Raw genomic sequence first — 16,412 nt, forward strand, 5'->3', positions numbered from 1 at the left:
TGCTCTATTTGTATAGCCTAGTCAGTGGCGCCCCAGTACACGACAGCCGCCGCCGGCACGGGCGTAGAAAGCCTGACCCGCAGGACCTGTCAGTCCATTCAACATGCGAATCGTAGGCCACTAGAGATATGACTGTTAAGGTCTGCTGAACGAACTTGAGGAAAGAGCACCAATGCCCAGCACGCCCATGTTCACAGAAGCCGCTTGCCCGATCCCGCTCGCGCCGCCGCTTCGCCCCTTCCGGCGCGAGGATGCGGCGGTCGTCGCGCGGCTCAACAACGCAGCATCGGGCGGCATCCTCCTGCACCACTGGCATGAGAAGGCTGGCGCTGAGGGTGATCCGTGGGAAATCGGCCGCCTCCGCCAGATCGGCCGCATGGAAGACGGACAAACCATGGTCGTCGTGGATCGAGGCGAGGGCGTCGAGGCGGTATTGTTGGGGAACCCTATTGGGCAGGAGCCCATGGAACTCGCTGAGGCCGGCATCTACCTCCCCGTTCTTGAGCTTCAAAATCTCGTCCTCGGCAGCTGGTACCTCAACGACCTCGCCACTGTCGAGAGCGCCCGCCGCCAGGGCCTCGCCCGCCGACTGCTCGACACAGCCGAGGCCATCGCCCGCGCCGGCCGCCACGATCTGATCTGCTTAGTCGTCTCCGACGCCCACGCTCCAGCGCGCGCGCTCTACGCCGCATATGGCTACAACGAGATAGCCCGCCGCCCCATCCTTAAGGGTGGCTGGGACGGCCCGGGGAACGACTGGATCCTGCTAACGAAACCGCTTTAGCCAAGGCACCTTTCCCCAAGTCACCGTCCCCTCGCAGAGCGGGACAGCGCCACCCTCACGCGCCTCATAGAACGGCTGCGGCAGCTCTCTCCGTGTCGCTATCAGCCGCGGCGACCGCTGCGAATGGCAGAAGTCGGCGCACCTCAGCCATTCGTGCGCCGTACAGTATCAGTCACTCTGGGCTCGAAGCCGCCATTCGCTGTGATGGGCACCGAGGTCCGCTCTGTGGGGCTTTCCACACTTCTAGTTCTGCTTGCCGAATGTCGGCTTCAGAACAGTCTCTTGGGTAGCGCCGAGTTACATCTGCGGATTTTTCTCGCCTTTGTTGTGTTTCCGCGGAGCACACTTTTTGAGGTCGAACGTAAAAGGAGAACTCACCGTCAGCGATCTGGCGTATGCGCTCACAACCATCTGCTTCGGCATTGAAGTACTGCCAAGCGTTTGTGGCGAACTTCCTTGGGTCGAAGCCATAAATGAGTGAAGAGATCAGATTGATCTTCGGAGGAAGACTAACTGGCGCGGCATCAATAAACGCTTGGCGCCATCTTGGATCAATAATGTCGAGCTCCATCGCAGCGGCAACATATTCATGGTCCACAAAGGCAAGATCAGTTCCCTGACTGGATTGCTCCAACAAGGCGTGGGCCATTTCGTGAGAGATCAACGCTTGGAATACGATCTTTGTCGGCAGGACGCTATAAGGACCGCCATCTTCAATCGCTTCACCAAGTGCTTGCGGATGAATAACGCGGATGATTTCATCACGGCAATCATAGGTGGCAAGACAGTCTCCAAATGCATGCTCAATTTTTTCGACAAGAACGATTTCAATCGGGCTAGACTGATGCAGCCCACATTCAAGCAGATGCGCCTTGGCTTCAGCCGCTAGGATACAGGCGAGTTCTGAGAACTCTGGCGTGGGTGAAAGTACCGAAAGCTGGTGGTCTTGACATAGAAGCGACTCAGCAGAAGCCGACAACGCGTATGTTCCGCCGCCACCAATGACTGCCAGAGCAGAGCAAAGTCTACCAATGTTCCTCATCCGATACCCTGTCAGACCAGCACTGTATTTTTTCCCAGTTGGCAGAATTAATAATGGAAGGCGACTGTGAAGACCGCCAAGATTAACCCATAAGGGTTATAACTTACCACTCAGTTTATCTTAGCTTGGAACTAAAGAGGTGGAATTGACATTAGTCAGTTTAGCTTAAGGCTGCTCACGGCCCTTACCGGACATTCACAGGCGATTGCGACGCTGCGGTGCAGCTTCCCCCAAAGCGGACATTGGCAATGGAATGCAGCATTTCGGCTGAGCCGATGTCTGCTGGGCGGGACAAACCCGCCTTTTGCTTGTGCAGCCATTGCCGACGCAGCATTTCTTCGCATGTGCAGCGGCGGGCTTTTGGAAGCGAAGCAAGTTTCACCGAACCAGCCATTCAGAGCGACGAAACTAGGTACGACCAACCTTTCGCTGCATGATCGCTCAACAATCATGTCGTGGGACAAGCCGGACTTGTGCAAACGGGCCTATTGTTCATGCAGCATTTCCATGCATGTGTAACAATGAGCGTTCACAGGATAGAATTGAGCCGTGAGAGTTGCGATAATAGAACCGATCGCGAGAATAGCCGACCTGATCGGTGCGCAGCAGTTACTCGCGCGGCACAAGGGCCGCCGCTCCCGTCCCGTTTCCAGAAACAATAGGTCTTGGCTTGCGCAGCCACAGCTTCATCGATCACCTGCTCCAGTCGAACAAGGCCTTAGAAATCATCAGATCGAGATGCGCACCGCCGCCATTTTTGAACACAGTGATGGTATCGCGTGAGGGCCTGCCAATTTGTTTCTGGGTCAGATCATAGAGGTCACCCACCACATCCGATCTGGAAATCGTGCCCTCCCGCAGCGGGATCAGCAGCTCGCCGATATGATCAAGTGTGGTTTCAAAGCTGTCGACACATATTTGTGCGCGACCAAGCAATTCATCATCAGCTTCACGCATGTCAGACTTGAATGCCCCGATCAGGTCGACATGCGTGCCGGGCGCAACCCATTTCCCCAATAGGATCGGGTTTTGTGACATTGTCGCGGTCGAAATGATGTCGGCTTGCTTCACGCCAGCCTCCAGATCAGTAATCGCCTCAACCTTTGCTTTTTGGCCGGCGTGCCGTAACGCCAGTGCGCGGCCTTTTTCAGGGGACCGCCCCCAAATCATGATGTGCGCCAAATCTGGGAAAAGCGTTGAATAAGCGTCGACCAGACTGTCCGCAACGACGCCCGCCCCGACAATCAAAAGGGTCTTGCTGTCAGGGCGGGCCAGCAAAGACGCGCCATAGACAGAGTCTGATGCCGTTTTCCAATAGGTCACCAGACCACTGTCGACAACGGCAAGCGGTGCGCCCGTTTTGTCGTCGAAGATCAGCACTGCGCCCTGCACGGACGGTCGTTGTACTTGGGCATTTTCAGGAAAAACGGTGAAGGATTTCACTCCGATTCCGAAATCATCAATCCACGCAGCACGGTTTACGAAGCTATCGCGATCACTGCTCAAGAATTGATCGCTGATTTTCGCAGGGCTCCGCTCGTGCCCGCGTGCGATCGCATCAACAGCATTTTTCCAACCAAAACCAGCTGGAAGAGACGTGGCATCAATGACCGGGATACTGGCAGTCATCCCATTACTTCCGTGCGGCGGTCAGGATGATCTCAACTTTGTAGTCCGGTGTGGCAAGGCGTGCCTCGCCGCAGGCGCGGGTCGGTGCCTGGCCTTCTGGGACCCATGCGTCCCAAACTGCGTTCATTTCGTCGAAGTCAGCCATGTCTGCCAGCCATATCGTCGCCTGAAGCATATGCGACAGATCCGATCCGGCCTCGGCTAACAGTCTTTCGATCGAAGCAAGGCAATCGCGCGTCTGTTGTGCGACGCTCTCACCTGGGGTGCCAACCTGCCCAGCCAAGTAGATCGTATCGCCATGTGTGACGATCTGGGACATTCGCGCGTTGGTATGCGAACGGGATATAGGAGTTGTCATAGAAGTTACTTTCTGTTGCCTTAAGTTCGGGGAGGAAGATGAGCGGGTTGCTTGACCGCGCTATGCAGTCTTGGAAAGGTAGGCCTTCCAACCTCCATATTCTGTGATGTCCACGGCATTTCCTAATGCACGGCTCTCACAGATAAATCCGTTCACCTGTCGTCCGTCGGAAAGTATAATTGTCCCCAAGCCAAGCGGCGCAGGAATGAGTTTGAGGAAGCCACCCAGTGTGCTTTCAGGGAGCCGCCAGATTTCCACCTCAATACCGGCCCCGCCACTCTCGGGATCACGTACAAGTCCCGGCTTGGGTGGCGTTGTGTCGGCAAGCGCAAACAGCCTGTATTCCGACGAGGTTTGAACGGTTTCACGTAGAACACCATCCCGCTCTGTAAGCTGGCTGTTCAAAGGCATACCCGTCAAATGAGCGCCGACAACGGCGATGTCGATGTAGGACCCATCCGCTGCGTCCGGTGTGTCCTGATCTGCGATGGTAAGGCGGTCCCGCCCGGTTGCTCCAGACAAAAGTTGATGGATTTGGCCTCCGAGACGGGCAAGTGCTGCATCAGTGAAAGCCGGTGCGACGAGAGTGACACCTGCGGGCAAGCCGTCTGTGCGGAACCCCGCCGGAACAGCGATCGCTGCGTAGTCCAGCAGATTGACGCAGTTGGTGTAATAGCCAAGTTGCTTGTTGAGCTGGATTGGCTTAGCCTCCAGTTCCGCCAAGGAATAGAACGACGGCGTGGTTGGCACGCACATCACATCGATATCGTCCCAAACCACATCAAGCGCGACTTTCGCTTCGGCGGCTTTGTATATCGCATCGAACGTATCAACAGCGCTGTATTGCAAACCGTCCTCGATAATCTCCCGGGTGATTGGGTGCAGTGGATCAGGCGATGCATCAAGCCAAGGTGTCAGGGCATGGGTACGCTCAGCCACCCAAGCCGAGCCGTAGAGCATACGGGCCGTTGCGGCGAAGGGGTCAAAGTCAAACGGGACAAGAGTGTAGCCAGCTTTTGAAAGAGCTGCACAGGCGGCGGCGTAGTTATCCTCGGCCTGTGTGTCGCCAAAGAATTCAAGCGAAGCGGCGCTTGGCACACCAATGCGAAGGCTGTCTTGTGGCAAACCTACGAGTGCGGCGTCACGTGCATATGGGTCTACCCCGTCAACACCTGAAATGATGCCCCGCACCATATCGGCATCCTTCGCGGTCAGCGCAAAAACCGACAGACAATCGTGACTTCTGTTGGCAGGGAATACGCCCGTGGTCGGAACCATGCCTTTGGTTGGCTTGACCCCGACGATATTGTTGAACGCCGCCGGAACGCGACCTGATCCTGCGGTATCTGTGCCATAAGAAAAGCTAACCAGATGCGCCGCAACCGAGACGCCCGATCCAGAACTGGAGCCTCCCGAAATCATCTTTTCATCAAACACCGAATGGGGTGCGCCATAAGGTGATCGGACACCAACCAGCCCCGTAGCGAACTGATCTAAATTGGTCTTGCCAATCAGAACGGCCCCTTGATCGAGCACGCGTTGCACCGCCGTCGCAGTGCGTTCGGCTATGGGCTGTTCGCCTGCCATGCCCATCGTGGTCGGTAATCCGGCCACATCGATATTGTCTTTCACTGCAAAGGGAACGCCGTGAAGTCGCCCGCGGTCTGCAGGATTGATGTCGTCCAATTCTGCCGCAAGCTCCAGAACATCAGCATGGTCTATCCGTTTGATAAAAACCGCTGGGTCGCTGTAGGCGTCACAACCAGCAAGAACCTGTTTCATTACATCAGTGACGGTTTCACCGCCTGCATAGCGTCGGGCGAGTTCGCAAAGGCGTAAATCCATGGGTCAGTCTTCCTCAGGCGTCCAGATCAGTACGTTAACCGGCGTCGGGTTGAACCCGTTGCAGGGATTGTTGATCTGCGGGCAGTTGGAAATCAGGCAGATCACATCCATCTCTGCGCGCAGATCCAGCGAATTGCCGGGGGCAGACAGCCCGTCGGAAATGGCCAGCGCGCCCGTGGGCTCAATCGGGACATTCATGAAGAAGTTGACGTTGGCCACGATGTCACGTTTCTCCATGCCCCACTTGGCGGCCTCTGTGACGAAGTTGTCGCGGCACGCGTGCAGATGGCGGACCTCATGGCCAAATCGGACCGTGTTGGCCTCACAAGAACACGCCCCGGCGGAGGTGTCGTGCGCTCCAACGGTATCATGTACAACCGTCATCATCGGGTTACCTTCATTGGACAGAAGCACTGAGCCTTCGGTGATATAGGGGGACTTTTGAGCAAGGACCGTATCTTGGGCCGAGTAACGTTCCGACGTATCGTCGGCTCTGTAAAACAGCGTATCAACGGCCTGTTGGCCTTCAAGATCGATGATGCGCATCATCTGACCTTTGCGAATGATCGCAGACCAGCCGACGTTAGCTGGGATGTGGTGGTTGTCCGCGTGATTGGGGGCGTCTAGCATCTGGGTCACTCCTTATGACAAGCGTTTACGGTCGCCGAAAAGGGCGTCGGTGTTTTCAAAGGCGCGGCGGGCTTCGACGGTCCCGGTGCGGGCGAGATCGTCTGTCGCGGCGGGCGGCGCACGAAATTGGGTTACTGCCAAGGGCAGCGGCTCGCGATCCGGCGACATTGGATGTGCCGAGTTTGACAGGATCACAATCAGATCCATCTCGGCGCGCAGATCCACAGTAAACGGACCGCTACTGTTTTGATCTTCCCAATACAGCCGTCCGCCAGAGTCTACCGAAACCGGCGAGAAAAAGCTGATGCAAGGACCAACGTCGCGTTTGCTCAGCCCGTTTTTCAACGCGGCGCGCAGAAAGTGTTCACGCCCGCTCTGCCAATCACCACCGTCCGCAGGCCCGGGCAAGGATACACCGGCCAAACAGTCGGACCGTCCGAAATCATCATGGGTGATCGACACCATCGCACGCCCCATATCCGACAAAAGGACACGGCCCGTGGTCATCTCGCTGGTCCATTGCACCTTGATCGTGTCGCCGGGATTGAACCGTTCAGAGGTCTCATCGCTGCGCCAGAAACAGGCCGCGACCCCGGTCGCGCTTTCGGCCACAATCCGCAAACCATCGCCGCGTTTCAGGCGGCCGTGCCAGTACCCTTTGCTCGGCACGAAATCGTCAAAGATAACCGATGACGCCTCAATGGCCGGTACAGGTTGGACGCGGGCGGCAGACTGGCGCGCGGCAAAATCGCCGCCATCTCCATTCCCTTCGGACTTCAGCCTCTCATACCGCTCCTGCGGCGTTTCACCTGTGCTCAGGGTGGTTTGAACTGTCATGACGAATGGCTCCTTGTATTTGGAGAAATTGTGAAATCTTGAGGGCAGCCGGGATTGGCCGCCCTTAAGATTGAATCAAGCGGCCTGTGTTTCAGCTTTGTTTTCCATCGCGGACAGGACTTCATCCAAGGTGCGGATTGCGCCGTGCTGCAGGTATTCCATCGCGTTGAGCGATGCCTTATGCGCCTCCAGGCTAGAGCCAGCGACACAGTTTTCGATTACGCGGCAGAAATAATCGCCCTGATGGGCGTCAACGAAAGTGTAATGCACGCAGACGTCAGTCAGGCCGCCCACTAGGATCAGAGTCTCCGCCTTGAGCCCCCTCAGCAGGATTTCCAGGTCGGTCCCGTAAAACGCGGAATAACGACGCTTCGAGATGCGGTAATCATCCGGCAGCATGCCGAGTTCTTCTTCAGCGAAGGCGGTAAGTGGGTTGCTGTCAAGGCAGTGAACATCTTCATCGCCATCAGTTTCGCGGCCCATGTCGATCAAATTCGCGCGGTGGATCTCCTGAATGAATATCACTGGAATTCCGACCTCGCGTGCCTTGTCTATTGCCTCTTTTGAACGCGCCATACGCTCTGCGTAGTCTGGCATATGTGCAATCGCGCGCTTGTCATCAGGAATGGGGGCGAAGGTCGATTTCTGGATGTCGATGACGATGAGCGCGGCGCGCCCTTCGATCAGGTCACGTTTCTTCGAAGTGGTCATAGTGAGGCCTTTCGTTAACAGATAATATGATTGGGATGCGGAGGTCTGGCTCACGCGGCAACTCTTGCTGCGCCGGGTTGTGGTGTTTCTCGCGGGCGCAGATGGCCAAGGAAGCGCTTTTCGGCCAGCCGGAACGCGAAGGTGATCATGAAAACAATGGCCATGTAGAACACCATCGCGGTTAGAAAGCCTTCGTAGGCGAGGTAATAGCGGCCATTCAGCCAGCGACCGACGCCCAAAAGGTCTTGCAACGTCACCGTGCTCGCGATCACGGAGCCGTGCAGCGTGAAAATGACCTCGTTCGAGTAGGCAGGCAGCGCGCGGCGGAAGGCACTCGGCAGAACCACCAGCCGCATCCGCGCGTACGGTGACATGCCGCATGCCTTTGCGGCCTCGACCTCACCGTGGGGTGTGGTTTCGATCGCACCGCGCAGAAATTCGGTGGTATAGGCTGCTGTATTCAAGGTGAAAGCAATCATCACGCACCACCACGGGCTGCTGAGGATGGGATCCCAAAGGAAGCTTTCTTGCACGGCCGTGAACTGGCCAAGGCCGAAGTAGAATAGATAAACCTGCACCAGAAGCGGCGTGCCGCAAAAAACATAGGTGTAGACACGAATTGCGGGGCTTAGGAACGGCTTGCGGTATGCGCGTGCAATTGTCAACGGCACAGCGATTATCCCCCCGACAAGAAGCGCGAGGAATGTGAGTTGCAACGTGACCAACGCGCCGTCAACGAACCGGTCGAGGTTGTCATAGATCAGGACAAAATCGATTGGTGACTGAGTTTCACTGATGTTCTTCAGGTAGTCGTAAAAACTCTGTTCAGGTTCCATCGCCTTAGGCCTTTCTCACGCCAGCGGCGTACTTGCGGTCAACCGCCCGCAGGATCACATCAGACAGACCAGTGATGATCAGGTAGATAACCATAACAGCGATCATGAAGCTAAAGAGCATGTGCGTAGACCGGCCCGCCGTGAAAGCGTTCCAAACCAGATCGTGCAAGCCAATAACCGAGACAAGCGCGGTAGATTTGACCAGAACCAACCAGTTGTTGGTGAAGCTCGGCAACGCGAAACGTACCATTTGCGGCCAGGTGACGATCCGAAAGACCTGACTGGGTGTCATCCCCACAGCCTTCGCCGCTTCGATCTGGCCGCTCGGAACAGCAAGGATGGCGCCTCGAAAAGTTTCGGACATATATGCGCCGAAGATGAACCCAAGCGTCAGCACACCGGCCATGAACTGGTTGATGTCGATATAGCCCCAAAGGCCGGTCAATGCGCCGACTTGGCTCATCAACGTTTGACCGCCGTAGAAGATCAACATCATCAAGACAAGATCAGGCACGCTGCGCACAAAGAGGGTGTAGAGTTCACCCGCGCGTCGAACACCGCGCTTGGGCGAAAGTTTTGCATAGGCCCCCATGAGGCCCAATGCAATAGACAGAAGCAGCGACAGAACAGCCAACGAGATGGTCACCAAAGTGCCCTCGATCAGGATCTGTTTATACTCGAAGATCACATCCATTTGCTTTGTCCAGACATTGAGAGAAGTTGCGACAGGAAAGCCGGAGGACCCCCTGTCGCGCTCTCGTAACGGGGTTACTCGCCGTAAATGTCGACGTCGAAATAGGTGTCGTTGATTGCCGCATAGGTGCCATCAGCGCGGATCGCCGCAATTGCCGTGCTCAACTCAGCCGCCAGCTCGTCACCTTTGCGCACCGCGATGCCGGTCCCCTCGCCAAGGCATTCTGGATCATCGACATTGTCGCCAAGAAACGCGAACCCTTCACCCTGTGGGGTGTTGAGGAAACCGTCGATGGCCTGAAGCGTATTGTTCAACTGCATGTCCAGACGTCCGGCGACAAGATCTGCAAACACATCTTCTTGCGTGTTGTAGAGGCGCAAGTCAGCGTCAGGGAATGCCTTTTCCACATGACATTGCAATGTGGTGCCGCGCAGTACACCGATCTTCAGCCCTGCGGTACCTTCTGGTGTCAGTTCGAATGTTGCGCCTTCCGCCGCGACGAACCGCGATGGTGTCTGATAATATTTTTCAGAAAAGTCGACCAAGCGAAGGCGATCTTCGGTGATCGACATGGAAGCGACGATCGCATCATATTTGTTTGCGATCAGAGCCGGGATCATGCCATCCCACTCCTGCTCGACCAGCTCGCATTCGCGTTCCAGCTCTTCGCACAAGGCAAGTGCGATATCGATGTCGAAGCCAGACAAAGACCCGTCAGCTTCCTTTTGCGAGAACGGAGGGTATGCGCCTTCCACGCCGATCCGCAATGGTTCTGCTGTCGCCATTCCTGCCATCAGTGCAATCGCACCAACTGCGGACGCGAGAAGTTTGTTTTTGAATGTCATTTGATTTCCCCTTTATGGACTTGGTCTGGTTTGTGAATGCGGGCTGCACAGCCTCGCGGCTTAGTGTCGGGTATTGGATAGAAATTCCTTCAAGCGCGCGGATTTCGGATCCGTGAACATTTGCTTGGGCACGCCTTGCTCTTCGATCAGGCCTTGGTGGAGGAAGATCACGTTGGATGAGACATCTCGCGCGAAAGCCATCTCATGTGTCACAACCAACATGGTGCGCCCTTCCTCTGCCAGTGAGCGAATGACTTTCAAAACCTCTCCCACAAGTTCGGGATCAAGAGCTGAGGTTGGCTCGTCGAACAGCATCACCTCGGGCTCCATGGCAAGCGCGCGGGCGATGGCCGCACGCTGTTGTTGACCGCCTGAAATATGCGCGGGGTAATAGTCGCGACGCTCGTACATGCCGACGCGTTCCAGAACTTCTTTGGCGTTCTCGATGGCCTCCGCGCGCGATTGCTTCAAAACATGGATTAGCCCCGCGATGACGTTTTCCATGACAGTCATGTGGGACCAGAGATTGAAGGACTGAAACACCATTGCCAGTCTTGCGCGGATGCGTTCCACCTGCCTGGGGTCCGCAGGCCGGGCTATGCCGCCGCGATCTTGGGTCATCTTGATGACCTCACCGTGGACGGATATTTCGCCGGATGTCGGCGTTTCCAGCATATTGACGCACCGCAAGAGCGTGCTTTTCCCTGATCCAGAAGAGCCCAACAATGAAATGACGTCACCTTCGCGTGCCTCCAGCGAAACACCCTTAAGGACTTCATGCGTTCCGAATGACTTGTGAAGATCATTGACGCCAAGCGAGACGTTCGTGTCGGCAGAGGTCGAAACAGCGTTCATACGGGTTCCTGTGCGGCTTAAGAGACTGATTTGCTGATCCGAGGCTAACAACTAAATCCCAAGCCCAGAAAGCGCGTTTAACTTGCGCTCAGCGAAGCTTTTACCTACGCTATAATAATGGGAAACACGCTTCGCCACCTCAATGCACTTAGGGTCTTCGAGGCCGCTGCACGGCATTCTAGTTTTGCCAAAGCGGCAAGCGAACTGAACGTCAGCCACAGTGTTGTCAGTCAGCATATCAAAAATCTGGAGCTATGGTTCGGAACCGATCTTTTCATCAGACACCGTAACCGGGTCGAGTTGAGCGAAAATGGGCGGACCTTGCTTCCGCAAATCGCGAGCGGCCTGCAAACGCTGACAGATGCAAGCGAAACCCTACTGCGAAAAACACGGACCGGTACAGTGGTTGTCAGCGCGGAACCTGCGATTGCCTCGCTCTGGCTGCGCAAGCGCATAACCGAATTTTGCAGTCTCTTTCCGCGAATAGACGTCGACCTGCGGCCAGCGTGGACCCCGGCACAGATTGGCGAAGGGCATGCCGACATCGTCATTCACTTTGAGACCCGGTTGCCGGGACGTGGCGTGACAAAGGATAGATTGTTCCCAATTGACGGCTTTCCGGCCGCGACTCCGCACTTAAGCGCTAAGCTTTCGTCGCAAGATGCCAAAGTTGATTGGAACCGTGCGATTCTCATCCACGACAATGGAAAAGAGACCTGGCATAAATGGTATGCGGCCCACGAGCCGGAAAGCACCGGCTGGAACTCAGGCAAGGTCTACTCAGATCTTTCTCTCGCAATTGACGCGGCGGCGGACGGAGAAGGGGTTATCCTTGCCGATAATATCCTATGCGAGCGAGAGATACTGTCGGGGCGGCTGGTCCGCATGGATCCACGAAGTATTCGTTGCATCTGGTACGAAATCGGATTGGACAAGAATACCTCGGGGTCATCCGCAGCATCATTTTTAAAGAATTGGCTGCTTGAGCAGACAAAGCATCAACGAGATGAGCCTGCACTTGCTCGGTAACCACTGTCGACTTTTCCAATCGGCAAGACTGTCGCTGTTGTTTGAACGGCGTAAGATCAGTTAATTTTCGGAATTATTCCCATGCTTGCCGCGGCAGATATGAATGACCGGTCTTCTCGCTGCAAGGCGGCACCGAATCTTCAGTTCACGCACCATTTTCTACGCTGCGAGCGCGTGCAGCGCAAATTCCACACTTCCGCAATTGGCTCTTTTCTGCCATTCGCTGCAGTTGCGAACATTATTTGGTTAAATTCTACACGCCGATGCCTCCTAGGCGGACATAGGGTGAATTCGCCGCGTTTCCGTTAGAGGCAGCTTTCGTGCGCTTTCCGGACCTTCACTTTGGATTGCACACAAGTTGCACGCCTCCGGTGGGTGCGACCCTGATCCAGCGAGAAAGTCTGTCCGCTCCTCCAAAGCTCCGAGCGAAGAAGTCCATACCCTCGAAAGCTCTGAAAGGTACGAGACCAAGATTGGAATTTCTCTGACAAATCCTATTCGCCTCAGATTAGGGATCACATGGTATTCGCTTGCAGGTGGCTGCATAGGTGGCGCTGTTTCAGAAGGAGACTTAGAATGAACGGACTTGGACCGATTTCAATCAACGGCGCCAATGTTTTCGGCAGTTCGCAAGAGATGCGCGATCGACTAACGGAAAAAGTCGATACCGATCAGAATGGCCGAGTGAGTTTCGAGGAAATTGCAGCAACGGAGCGAGGCGCGCCGGTCGCTGACAGGCTGCGCGCCTTCGATGCCGACGGCAGCGGAGACCTGTCGACCGAAGAATTGTCGCAGATTCAGCAGCACGTCGCCGAGAAGGTCCGCGATAAGGTCCAGGTAGCGGCCTTCTCCGGCGCCGCCCCTCAAGCAATGTTCGACGCGCTCTTTGCCGAAAAGGAGGACTGAGACTGCTTCGAAGGCCCTGTGACCGAACAACAATTGAAACCTGTCGTTCGTCCAGCGACGGCACCGATCCTATCAATCCTGGGCACGCGTCGAAGGCGTAAACCTCGGCAACGTTACGGTGATGCGCGCACCGCCCTTCGGCGCATCACCGATCGAGACGTTGCCATCATGGGCTGCAACCAAGGTTTGCACGATTGCCAGACCAAGCCCCGCGCCTCCTGTTTCACGCGACCGCGAAACTTCTAGCCGGGAGAAAGGTTGCATTAACTCGTCACGTTTTGCGGCGGGGATACCCGGGCCGTCATCGTCTATGCAGATCTTCACGATGCCGGCCTCGGCTGTAAGGGAAACATGCGCCGATGTCCCGTATCGCAGCGCATTCTCAACGAGGTTAGAAAGAACCCGCCGCAGGGCCACCCGATCCCCGAGGATGTCAAAGCCCGTTGGCATGGTCTCGACGGTAAGATCAATATCGCGACCCGACGCCCTTCGATCCTTCACTTCGCCGCAAACCAAATCCGAGAAATCGATCAGTTCCAGATCGAGACTGCCTGCCTCGCCGCGGGTCGCGATGAGGGCGCCGTCCATCAGCGAGACCAGATCGGCAATGTCCGTCTCGGCCTGTCGGCGGTCCTCTGGATTGGACAGTTTTTCGATGCGGAGCCGCAGCCGTGTTGCGAAGGTTCGAACGTCATGCTGAATGCCCCCGATCATGGCGGACCGGGCTTTGAGTAGGGATGCGACCTGCGCTTGCTGTCGCCGGAAAACCTCGATTAGCAGCCGCACCTCCGCTGTGCGAGCCCGGATCTCGGGCAAGGCGGCATGCGGATCGGCAGGATCGATGGCCTCCACCGCGCGTGCCAACCGCTGAACTGATCGAAATTCGCGGTTGAGGAGCAGCAAGGCGACAAAGGCAATCAGAGCCCCGAGAAACGCTGTAGGAAAGCCAAGCGGAACGCCCCTTTCCGTGAACATCATGGCACTTTCGCTGGCAACGATGAGAACGCCGCCGTCGTTCAGAACCACCCGAAACTCCACCGCAGTAAGGAGGCCGCCGCGGCTCTGGTTGAACAGGTTTCGGGGGACCGCATAGGCAGCAAATGCGCGACCGTCCAACATTGCACGATAGCTGGCGGTGCGCTCTGGTTCGTCCGGCCAAAGGGGGGCGAGATCGGTTTGAAGTTGCGCATCTGGCGCCACTCGAACGGACATTTCGGATGATTGTAGCGCCTCGACCACAGCTTGGCGTTCGTCAATCGGAGTGACCTCAAGGAGCCTTACAATCGCCGCCAACTGACGCGGTTGGGGCAATCCCGTCTTCGGCTCGGCATCGTTCAGGGCATAGAAAAGCGCTACAGGTATCGAGAGCATGGCCAACAGGCCAATGACAAAGATAACGCCAACCCGCCAGCGAATGATCGGTCGTCGCGTCACGAGATGCTCTTTACGGGAGATGTCAGGAGATAGCCCGCGTTCCTGACGGTGCTGATTAGGTCTTGATCTGCGCCATGCGCAGTTAGCTTCCTTCTGAGCCTGGAGACGAGCATATCGACCGATCGGTCGAAGGGTTCGGCCCCGCGCCCACGCAACGCGTCGAGGATTTGGTCGCGTGACAGAACGCGCCGTGGCCGATCCACAAAACAGGCCAGGAGATCGAATTCGCCGCTGGTCAGCGCGATGCGTGTTTCATCCGCGCCAAAAAGCTGCCGTGCATCGACATCGATCACAAAACGGTCGAACGCGAACCTCTGATTGATGTCAACGGGCTTTGGCATCGCCGTGCGGCGCAGCACTGCGCGGATGCGAGCAAGCAATTCGCGCGGTGCGAAGGGTTTGGCGACGTAGTCGTCAGCCCCCATCTCAAGGCCGATGATACGATCGATCTCGTCGTTCTTGGCGGTCAGCATGATGATCGGAGGCGCACCGTCCCTAGAGAGGCGGCGACAGATGGAAACACCATCTTCCCCCGGCAGCATAAGGTCGAGGACGATCAGGTCGGGATGAATACAGGCAAGCTTTGCATCCATCTCGCTGGCATCTGACGCAGTCTCGAGCGCGAAACCCTCCTTCAAGAGGAAGTCGCCCAGCAGGTCCCGGATTCCGGGGTCGTCGTCCACGAGCAAGAGGAGCAGCTGAGAAACAGTCATATCGGCAGTATTTTCTGATACGCCTCTCGCGGCAAGCCAAAGCCACGATCGTTACATACTGTTACGCGCGGTCGACAAACTAAGACACATTGTTTCGTGCCATCGATATCGGTGAAACGTTCCCTTGCTATCCCTTTCATCACAGAAGCGAACTACCTGAAAAACAGTCAACCGAAGAAAACGGAGCTGAAGTGAAAATGCAGGACAAGGCAGATTGGCCCTATTCCAAGCCGTTCGAGGCTCGCGAAGACCAGAAGAAGTCATCAGTGCCTCCTTTGTCCGAGCAGGACAGGCGCCGACTTCTCAGAGAGTGGTCGGACGCAAACACGCGTGGTGACGACGAGGCCCGCCGCCGGGTCGAAGACGCGATACTCGGCCGACCTGCACCCCGGAACGCGACGGACGCTTGCGATGAGTAAGCGTCCCCGCAGGAGCCGCAGCTCTACTCCTTCAAAATAAACCAACGAAAGGAAAGCAGTATGAAACGCACTCTCGTCATCGCCACTCTCATGGGCGGTCTGACCCTGGGCACTGCCGCCGCCGCGCATCTAGGTGCGCCAGGACACCGGCATGTCGTCCTTCCGGCGCCGCATGTCGTCGTCACCCCGCCACCTCGCGTCGTACGACCGGCCGCGCCCTACTGCGCCACTTATGGCTGCTCGGGCTCGGTCACCACCACTGGACCGCAGGGCAACAGCGTTACGAGATCAGGCAGCGCATCCTGCGCCGATGGCACCTGCACGCACTCGCGCTCCGTGACTGGGCCGCAGGGCGAAACCGCCACCTTCAATCGTCTGATCTCTCGCTGAATTCCTATCCAAGGAGGAACAACATGATCCGCACCAACCCACTGATCCTGGCCGCTCTGATGGGAGCGTCCATAACCATGGCACTACCCGCTGCCGCGCAAGACGCTGAGCTTGGCGCCGAGAATTACCGCCAGGCAGATGCCAATGGTGACGGCGTGCTCGTCTACGCCGAGTTCGCCACTTTCATCGATCTGAACGCCGCTGATGATCTCGGCAATGCAGCCAGAGTCAGTTCACGGGGTATGCACGCGCGCGCCTTTGAACGGATTGATGCAAACGGTGACGGCGTTGTCTCGCCGCAGGAGCTACAGGCAATCCAGTGATCACAGCGATTTGACCTGCGTCAAAGCCGTCGCCACGCAACACCATCACTCACGGAAGGCGACGGCCACTGCGCTGCACCAGAGGCAATTTTATCCTTACCCCCCCCCGGGACTTCTGGTGCAGCGCCTTTT

Annotated in this window: 18 protein-coding genes; 5 read left to right on the forward strand and 13 right to left on the reverse strand. The window is 56.6% G+C overall.

From position 1 onward, the window contains the following. Nucleotides 1-172 precede the first annotated feature (172 nt). Nucleotides 173-784: a GNAT family N-acetyltransferase gene (locus tag C7964_RS14470; protein ID WP_110280376.1), complete on the forward strand. Its 612-nt coding sequence runs from the start codon at nucleotides 173-175 to the stop codon at nucleotides 782-784. Nucleotides 785-956: 172 nt separating this feature from the next. On the opposite strand, the gene C7964_RS19765 is transcribed toward C7964_RS14470, so the two are convergent. The 11 genes from C7964_RS19765 to C7964_RS14530 all read right to left on the reverse strand — a co-directional run bounded on the left by C7964_RS19765 (nucleotide 957) and on the right by C7964_RS14530 (nucleotide 11,066). Next, the gene (locus tag C7964_RS19765; RefSeq protein WP_146214870.1) at nucleotides 957-1,826 is read right to left on the reverse strand and encodes a DUF6639 family protein; all 870 of its coding nucleotides are present in this window, start codon (nucleotides 1,824-1,826) and stop codon (nucleotides 957-959) included. A gap of 693 nt (nucleotides 1,827-2,519) precedes the next feature. Next, on the reverse strand, nucleotides 2,520-3,455 hold the full coding sequence (locus C7964_RS14485) for an ornithine cyclodeaminase family protein (RefSeq protein WP_110280379.1): 936 nt from the start codon (nucleotides 3,453-3,455) through the stop codon (nucleotides 2,520-2,522). A gap of 4 nt (nucleotides 3,456-3,459) precedes the next feature. Beyond that, entirely contained in the window at nucleotides 3,460-3,813 is a 354-nt protein-coding gene (locus C7964_RS14490; RefSeq protein WP_110280380.1) for a RidA family protein, read from the reverse strand. 60 nt (nucleotides 3,814-3,873) lie between these two features. Continuing rightward, nucleotides 3,874-5,658, reverse strand: coding sequence for an allophanate hydrolase (gene atzF / locus C7964_RS14495; RefSeq protein WP_110280381.1), 1,785 nt, complete (start codon nucleotides 5,656-5,658; stop codon nucleotides 3,874-3,876). A 3-nt stretch (nucleotides 5,659-5,661) separates the two neighbouring features. Continuing rightward, on the reverse strand, nucleotides 5,662-6,288 hold the full coding sequence (locus C7964_RS14500; RefSeq protein WP_110280382.1) for an urea amidolyase associated protein UAAP2: 627 nt from the start codon (nucleotides 6,286-6,288) through the stop codon (nucleotides 5,662-5,664). A 12-nt stretch (nucleotides 6,289-6,300) separates the two neighbouring features. After that, complete coding sequence (locus C7964_RS14505; RefSeq protein WP_110280383.1) at nucleotides 6,301-7,125, reverse strand: urea amidolyase associated protein UAAP1; 825 nt, start codon at nucleotides 7,123-7,125, stop codon at nucleotides 6,301-6,303. Between the two features lie 75 nt (nucleotides 7,126-7,200). Continuing rightward, a complete protein-coding gene (locus C7964_RS14510; RefSeq protein ID WP_353652419.1) occupies nucleotides 7,201-7,890 on the reverse strand; it encodes a cysteine hydrolase family protein in 690 nt (229 codons plus the stop codon). Continuing rightward, nucleotides 7,887-8,672 (reverse strand): ABC transporter permease, encoded by a 786-nt coding sequence (locus C7964_RS14515; RefSeq protein ID WP_220000180.1) that lies wholly within the window; start codon nucleotides 8,670-8,672, stop codon nucleotides 7,887-7,889. The genes C7964_RS14510 and C7964_RS14515 overlap by 4 nt, the downstream gene beginning before the upstream one ends. A gap of 4 nt (nucleotides 8,673-8,676) precedes the next feature. Beyond that, nucleotides 8,677-9,366, reverse strand: coding sequence for an ABC transporter permease (locus tag C7964_RS14520; RefSeq protein WP_110280385.1), 690 nt, complete (start codon nucleotides 9,364-9,366; stop codon nucleotides 8,677-8,679). 74 nt (nucleotides 9,367-9,440) lie between these two features. Beyond that, a complete protein-coding gene (locus C7964_RS14525; RefSeq protein ID WP_110280386.1) occupies nucleotides 9,441-10,211 on the reverse strand; it encodes a transporter substrate-binding domain-containing protein in 771 nt (256 codons plus the stop codon). 60 nt (nucleotides 10,212-10,271) lie between these two features. After that, nucleotides 10,272-11,066 carry an ABC transporter ATP-binding protein gene (locus C7964_RS14530; RefSeq protein WP_110280387.1) on the reverse strand — a complete coding sequence of 265 codons (795 nt, stop codon included), beginning with the start codon at nucleotides 11,064-11,066 and terminating at the stop codon, nucleotides 10,272-10,274. Between the two features lie 117 nt (nucleotides 11,067-11,183). Here C7964_RS14530 and C7964_RS14535 point away from each other — a divergent pair, with 117 nt between their 5' ends. Next, a complete protein-coding gene (locus C7964_RS14535) occupies nucleotides 11,184-12,095 on the forward strand; it encodes a LysR family transcriptional regulator (RefSeq protein ID WP_110280388.1) in 912 nt (303 codons plus the stop codon). Nucleotides 12,096-12,671: 576 nt separating this feature from the next. Then, nucleotides 12,672-13,001: an EF-hand domain-containing protein gene (locus C7964_RS14540; RefSeq protein WP_181417199.1), complete on the forward strand. Its 330-nt coding sequence runs from the start codon at nucleotides 12,672-12,674 to the stop codon at nucleotides 12,999-13,001. 72 nt (nucleotides 13,002-13,073) lie between these two features. Here C7964_RS14540 and C7964_RS14545 read toward each other — a convergent pair whose 3' ends face one another. Then, entirely contained in the window at nucleotides 13,074-14,372 is a 1,299-nt protein-coding gene (locus tag C7964_RS14545) for a sensor histidine kinase (protein WP_181417200.1), read from the reverse strand. A 59-nt stretch (nucleotides 14,373-14,431) separates the two neighbouring features. Beyond that, nucleotides 14,432-15,148, reverse strand: a complete 717-nt coding sequence (locus C7964_RS14550; RefSeq protein ID WP_110280391.1) for a response regulator — start codon at nucleotides 15,146-15,148, stop codon at nucleotides 14,432-14,434. A gap of 197 nt (nucleotides 15,149-15,345) precedes the next feature. On the opposite strand from C7964_RS14550, the gene C7964_RS14555 reads away from it, so the two are divergent. Both C7964_RS14555 and C7964_RS14560 read left to right on the forward strand, forming a co-directional pair. Beyond that, entirely contained in the window at nucleotides 15,346-15,567 is a 222-nt protein-coding gene (locus tag C7964_RS14555) for a hypothetical protein (protein WP_110280392.1), read from the forward strand. A 413-nt stretch (nucleotides 15,568-15,980) separates the two neighbouring features. Beyond that, nucleotides 15,981-16,280 (forward strand): EF-hand domain-containing protein, encoded by a 300-nt coding sequence (locus C7964_RS14560; protein ID WP_110280393.1) that lies wholly within the window; start codon nucleotides 15,981-15,983, stop codon nucleotides 16,278-16,280. Nucleotides 16,281-16,412: the final 132 nt, after the last annotated feature.

The sequence above is a fragment of the Loktanella sp. PT4BL genome (assembly GCF_003201935.1).
Lineage (GTDB): Bacteria > Pseudomonadota > Alphaproteobacteria > Rhodobacterales > Rhodobacteraceae > Yoonia.

Bases quoted from the DNA above. Each gene is read 5' to 3' on its own strand.
- C7964_RS14470 (WP_110280376.1), top strand. From the start codon at position 173: ATGCCCAGCACGCCCATGTTCACAGAAGCCGCTTGCCCGATCCCGCTC.
- C7964_RS19765 (WP_146214870.1), bottom strand. From the start codon at position 1,826: ATGAGGAACATTGGTAGACTTTGCTCTGCTCTGGCAGTCATTGGTGGC.
- C7964_RS14485 (WP_110280379.1), bottom strand. From the start codon at position 3,455: ATGACTGCCAGTATCCCGGTCATTGATGCCACGTCTCTTCCAGCTGGT.
- C7964_RS14490 (WP_110280380.1), bottom strand. From the start codon at position 3,813: ATGACAACTCCTATATCCCGTTCGCATACCAACGCGCGAATGTCCCAG.
- atzF (WP_110280381.1), bottom strand. From the start codon at position 5,658: ATGGATTTACGCCTTTGCGAACTCGCCCGACGCTATGCAGGCGGTGAA.
- C7964_RS14500 (WP_110280382.1), bottom strand. From the start codon at position 6,288: ATGCTAGACGCCCCCAATCACGCGGACAACCACCACATCCCAGCTAAC.
- C7964_RS14505 (WP_110280383.1), bottom strand. From the start codon at position 7,125: ATGACAGTTCAAACCACCCTGAGCACAGGTGAAACGCCGCAGGAGCGG.
- C7964_RS14515 (WP_220000180.1), bottom strand. From the start codon at position 8,672: ATGGAACCTGAACAGAGTTTTTACGACTACCTGAAGAACATCAGTGAA.
- C7964_RS14520 (WP_110280385.1), bottom strand. From the start codon at position 9,366: ATGGATGTGATCTTCGAGTATAAACAGATCCTGATCGAGGGCACTTTG.
- C7964_RS14525 (WP_110280386.1), bottom strand. From the start codon at position 10,211: ATGACATTCAAAAACAAACTTCTCGCGTCCGCAGTTGGTGCGATTGCA.
- C7964_RS14530 (WP_110280387.1), bottom strand. From the start codon at position 11,066: ATGAACGCTGTTTCGACCTCTGCCGACACGAACGTCTCGCTTGGCGTC.
- C7964_RS14535 (WP_110280388.1), top strand. From the start codon at position 11,184: ATGGGAAACACGCTTCGCCACCTCAATGCACTTAGGGTCTTCGAGGCC.
- C7964_RS14540 (WP_181417199.1), top strand. From the start codon at position 12,672: ATGAACGGACTTGGACCGATTTCAATCAACGGCGCCAATGTTTTCGGC.
- C7964_RS14545 (WP_181417200.1), bottom strand. From the start codon at position 14,372: ATGCTCTCGATACCTGTAGCGCTTTTCTATGCCCTGAACGATGCCGAG.
- C7964_RS14550 (WP_110280391.1), bottom strand. From the start codon at position 15,148: ATGACTGTTTCTCAGCTGCTCCTCTTGCTCGTGGACGACGACCCCGGA.
- C7964_RS14555 (WP_110280392.1), top strand. From the start codon at position 15,346: ATGCAGGACAAGGCAGATTGGCCCTATTCCAAGCCGTTCGAGGCTCGC.
- C7964_RS14560 (WP_110280393.1), top strand. From the start codon at position 15,981: ATGATCCGCACCAACCCACTGATCCTGGCCGCTCTGATGGGAGCGTCC.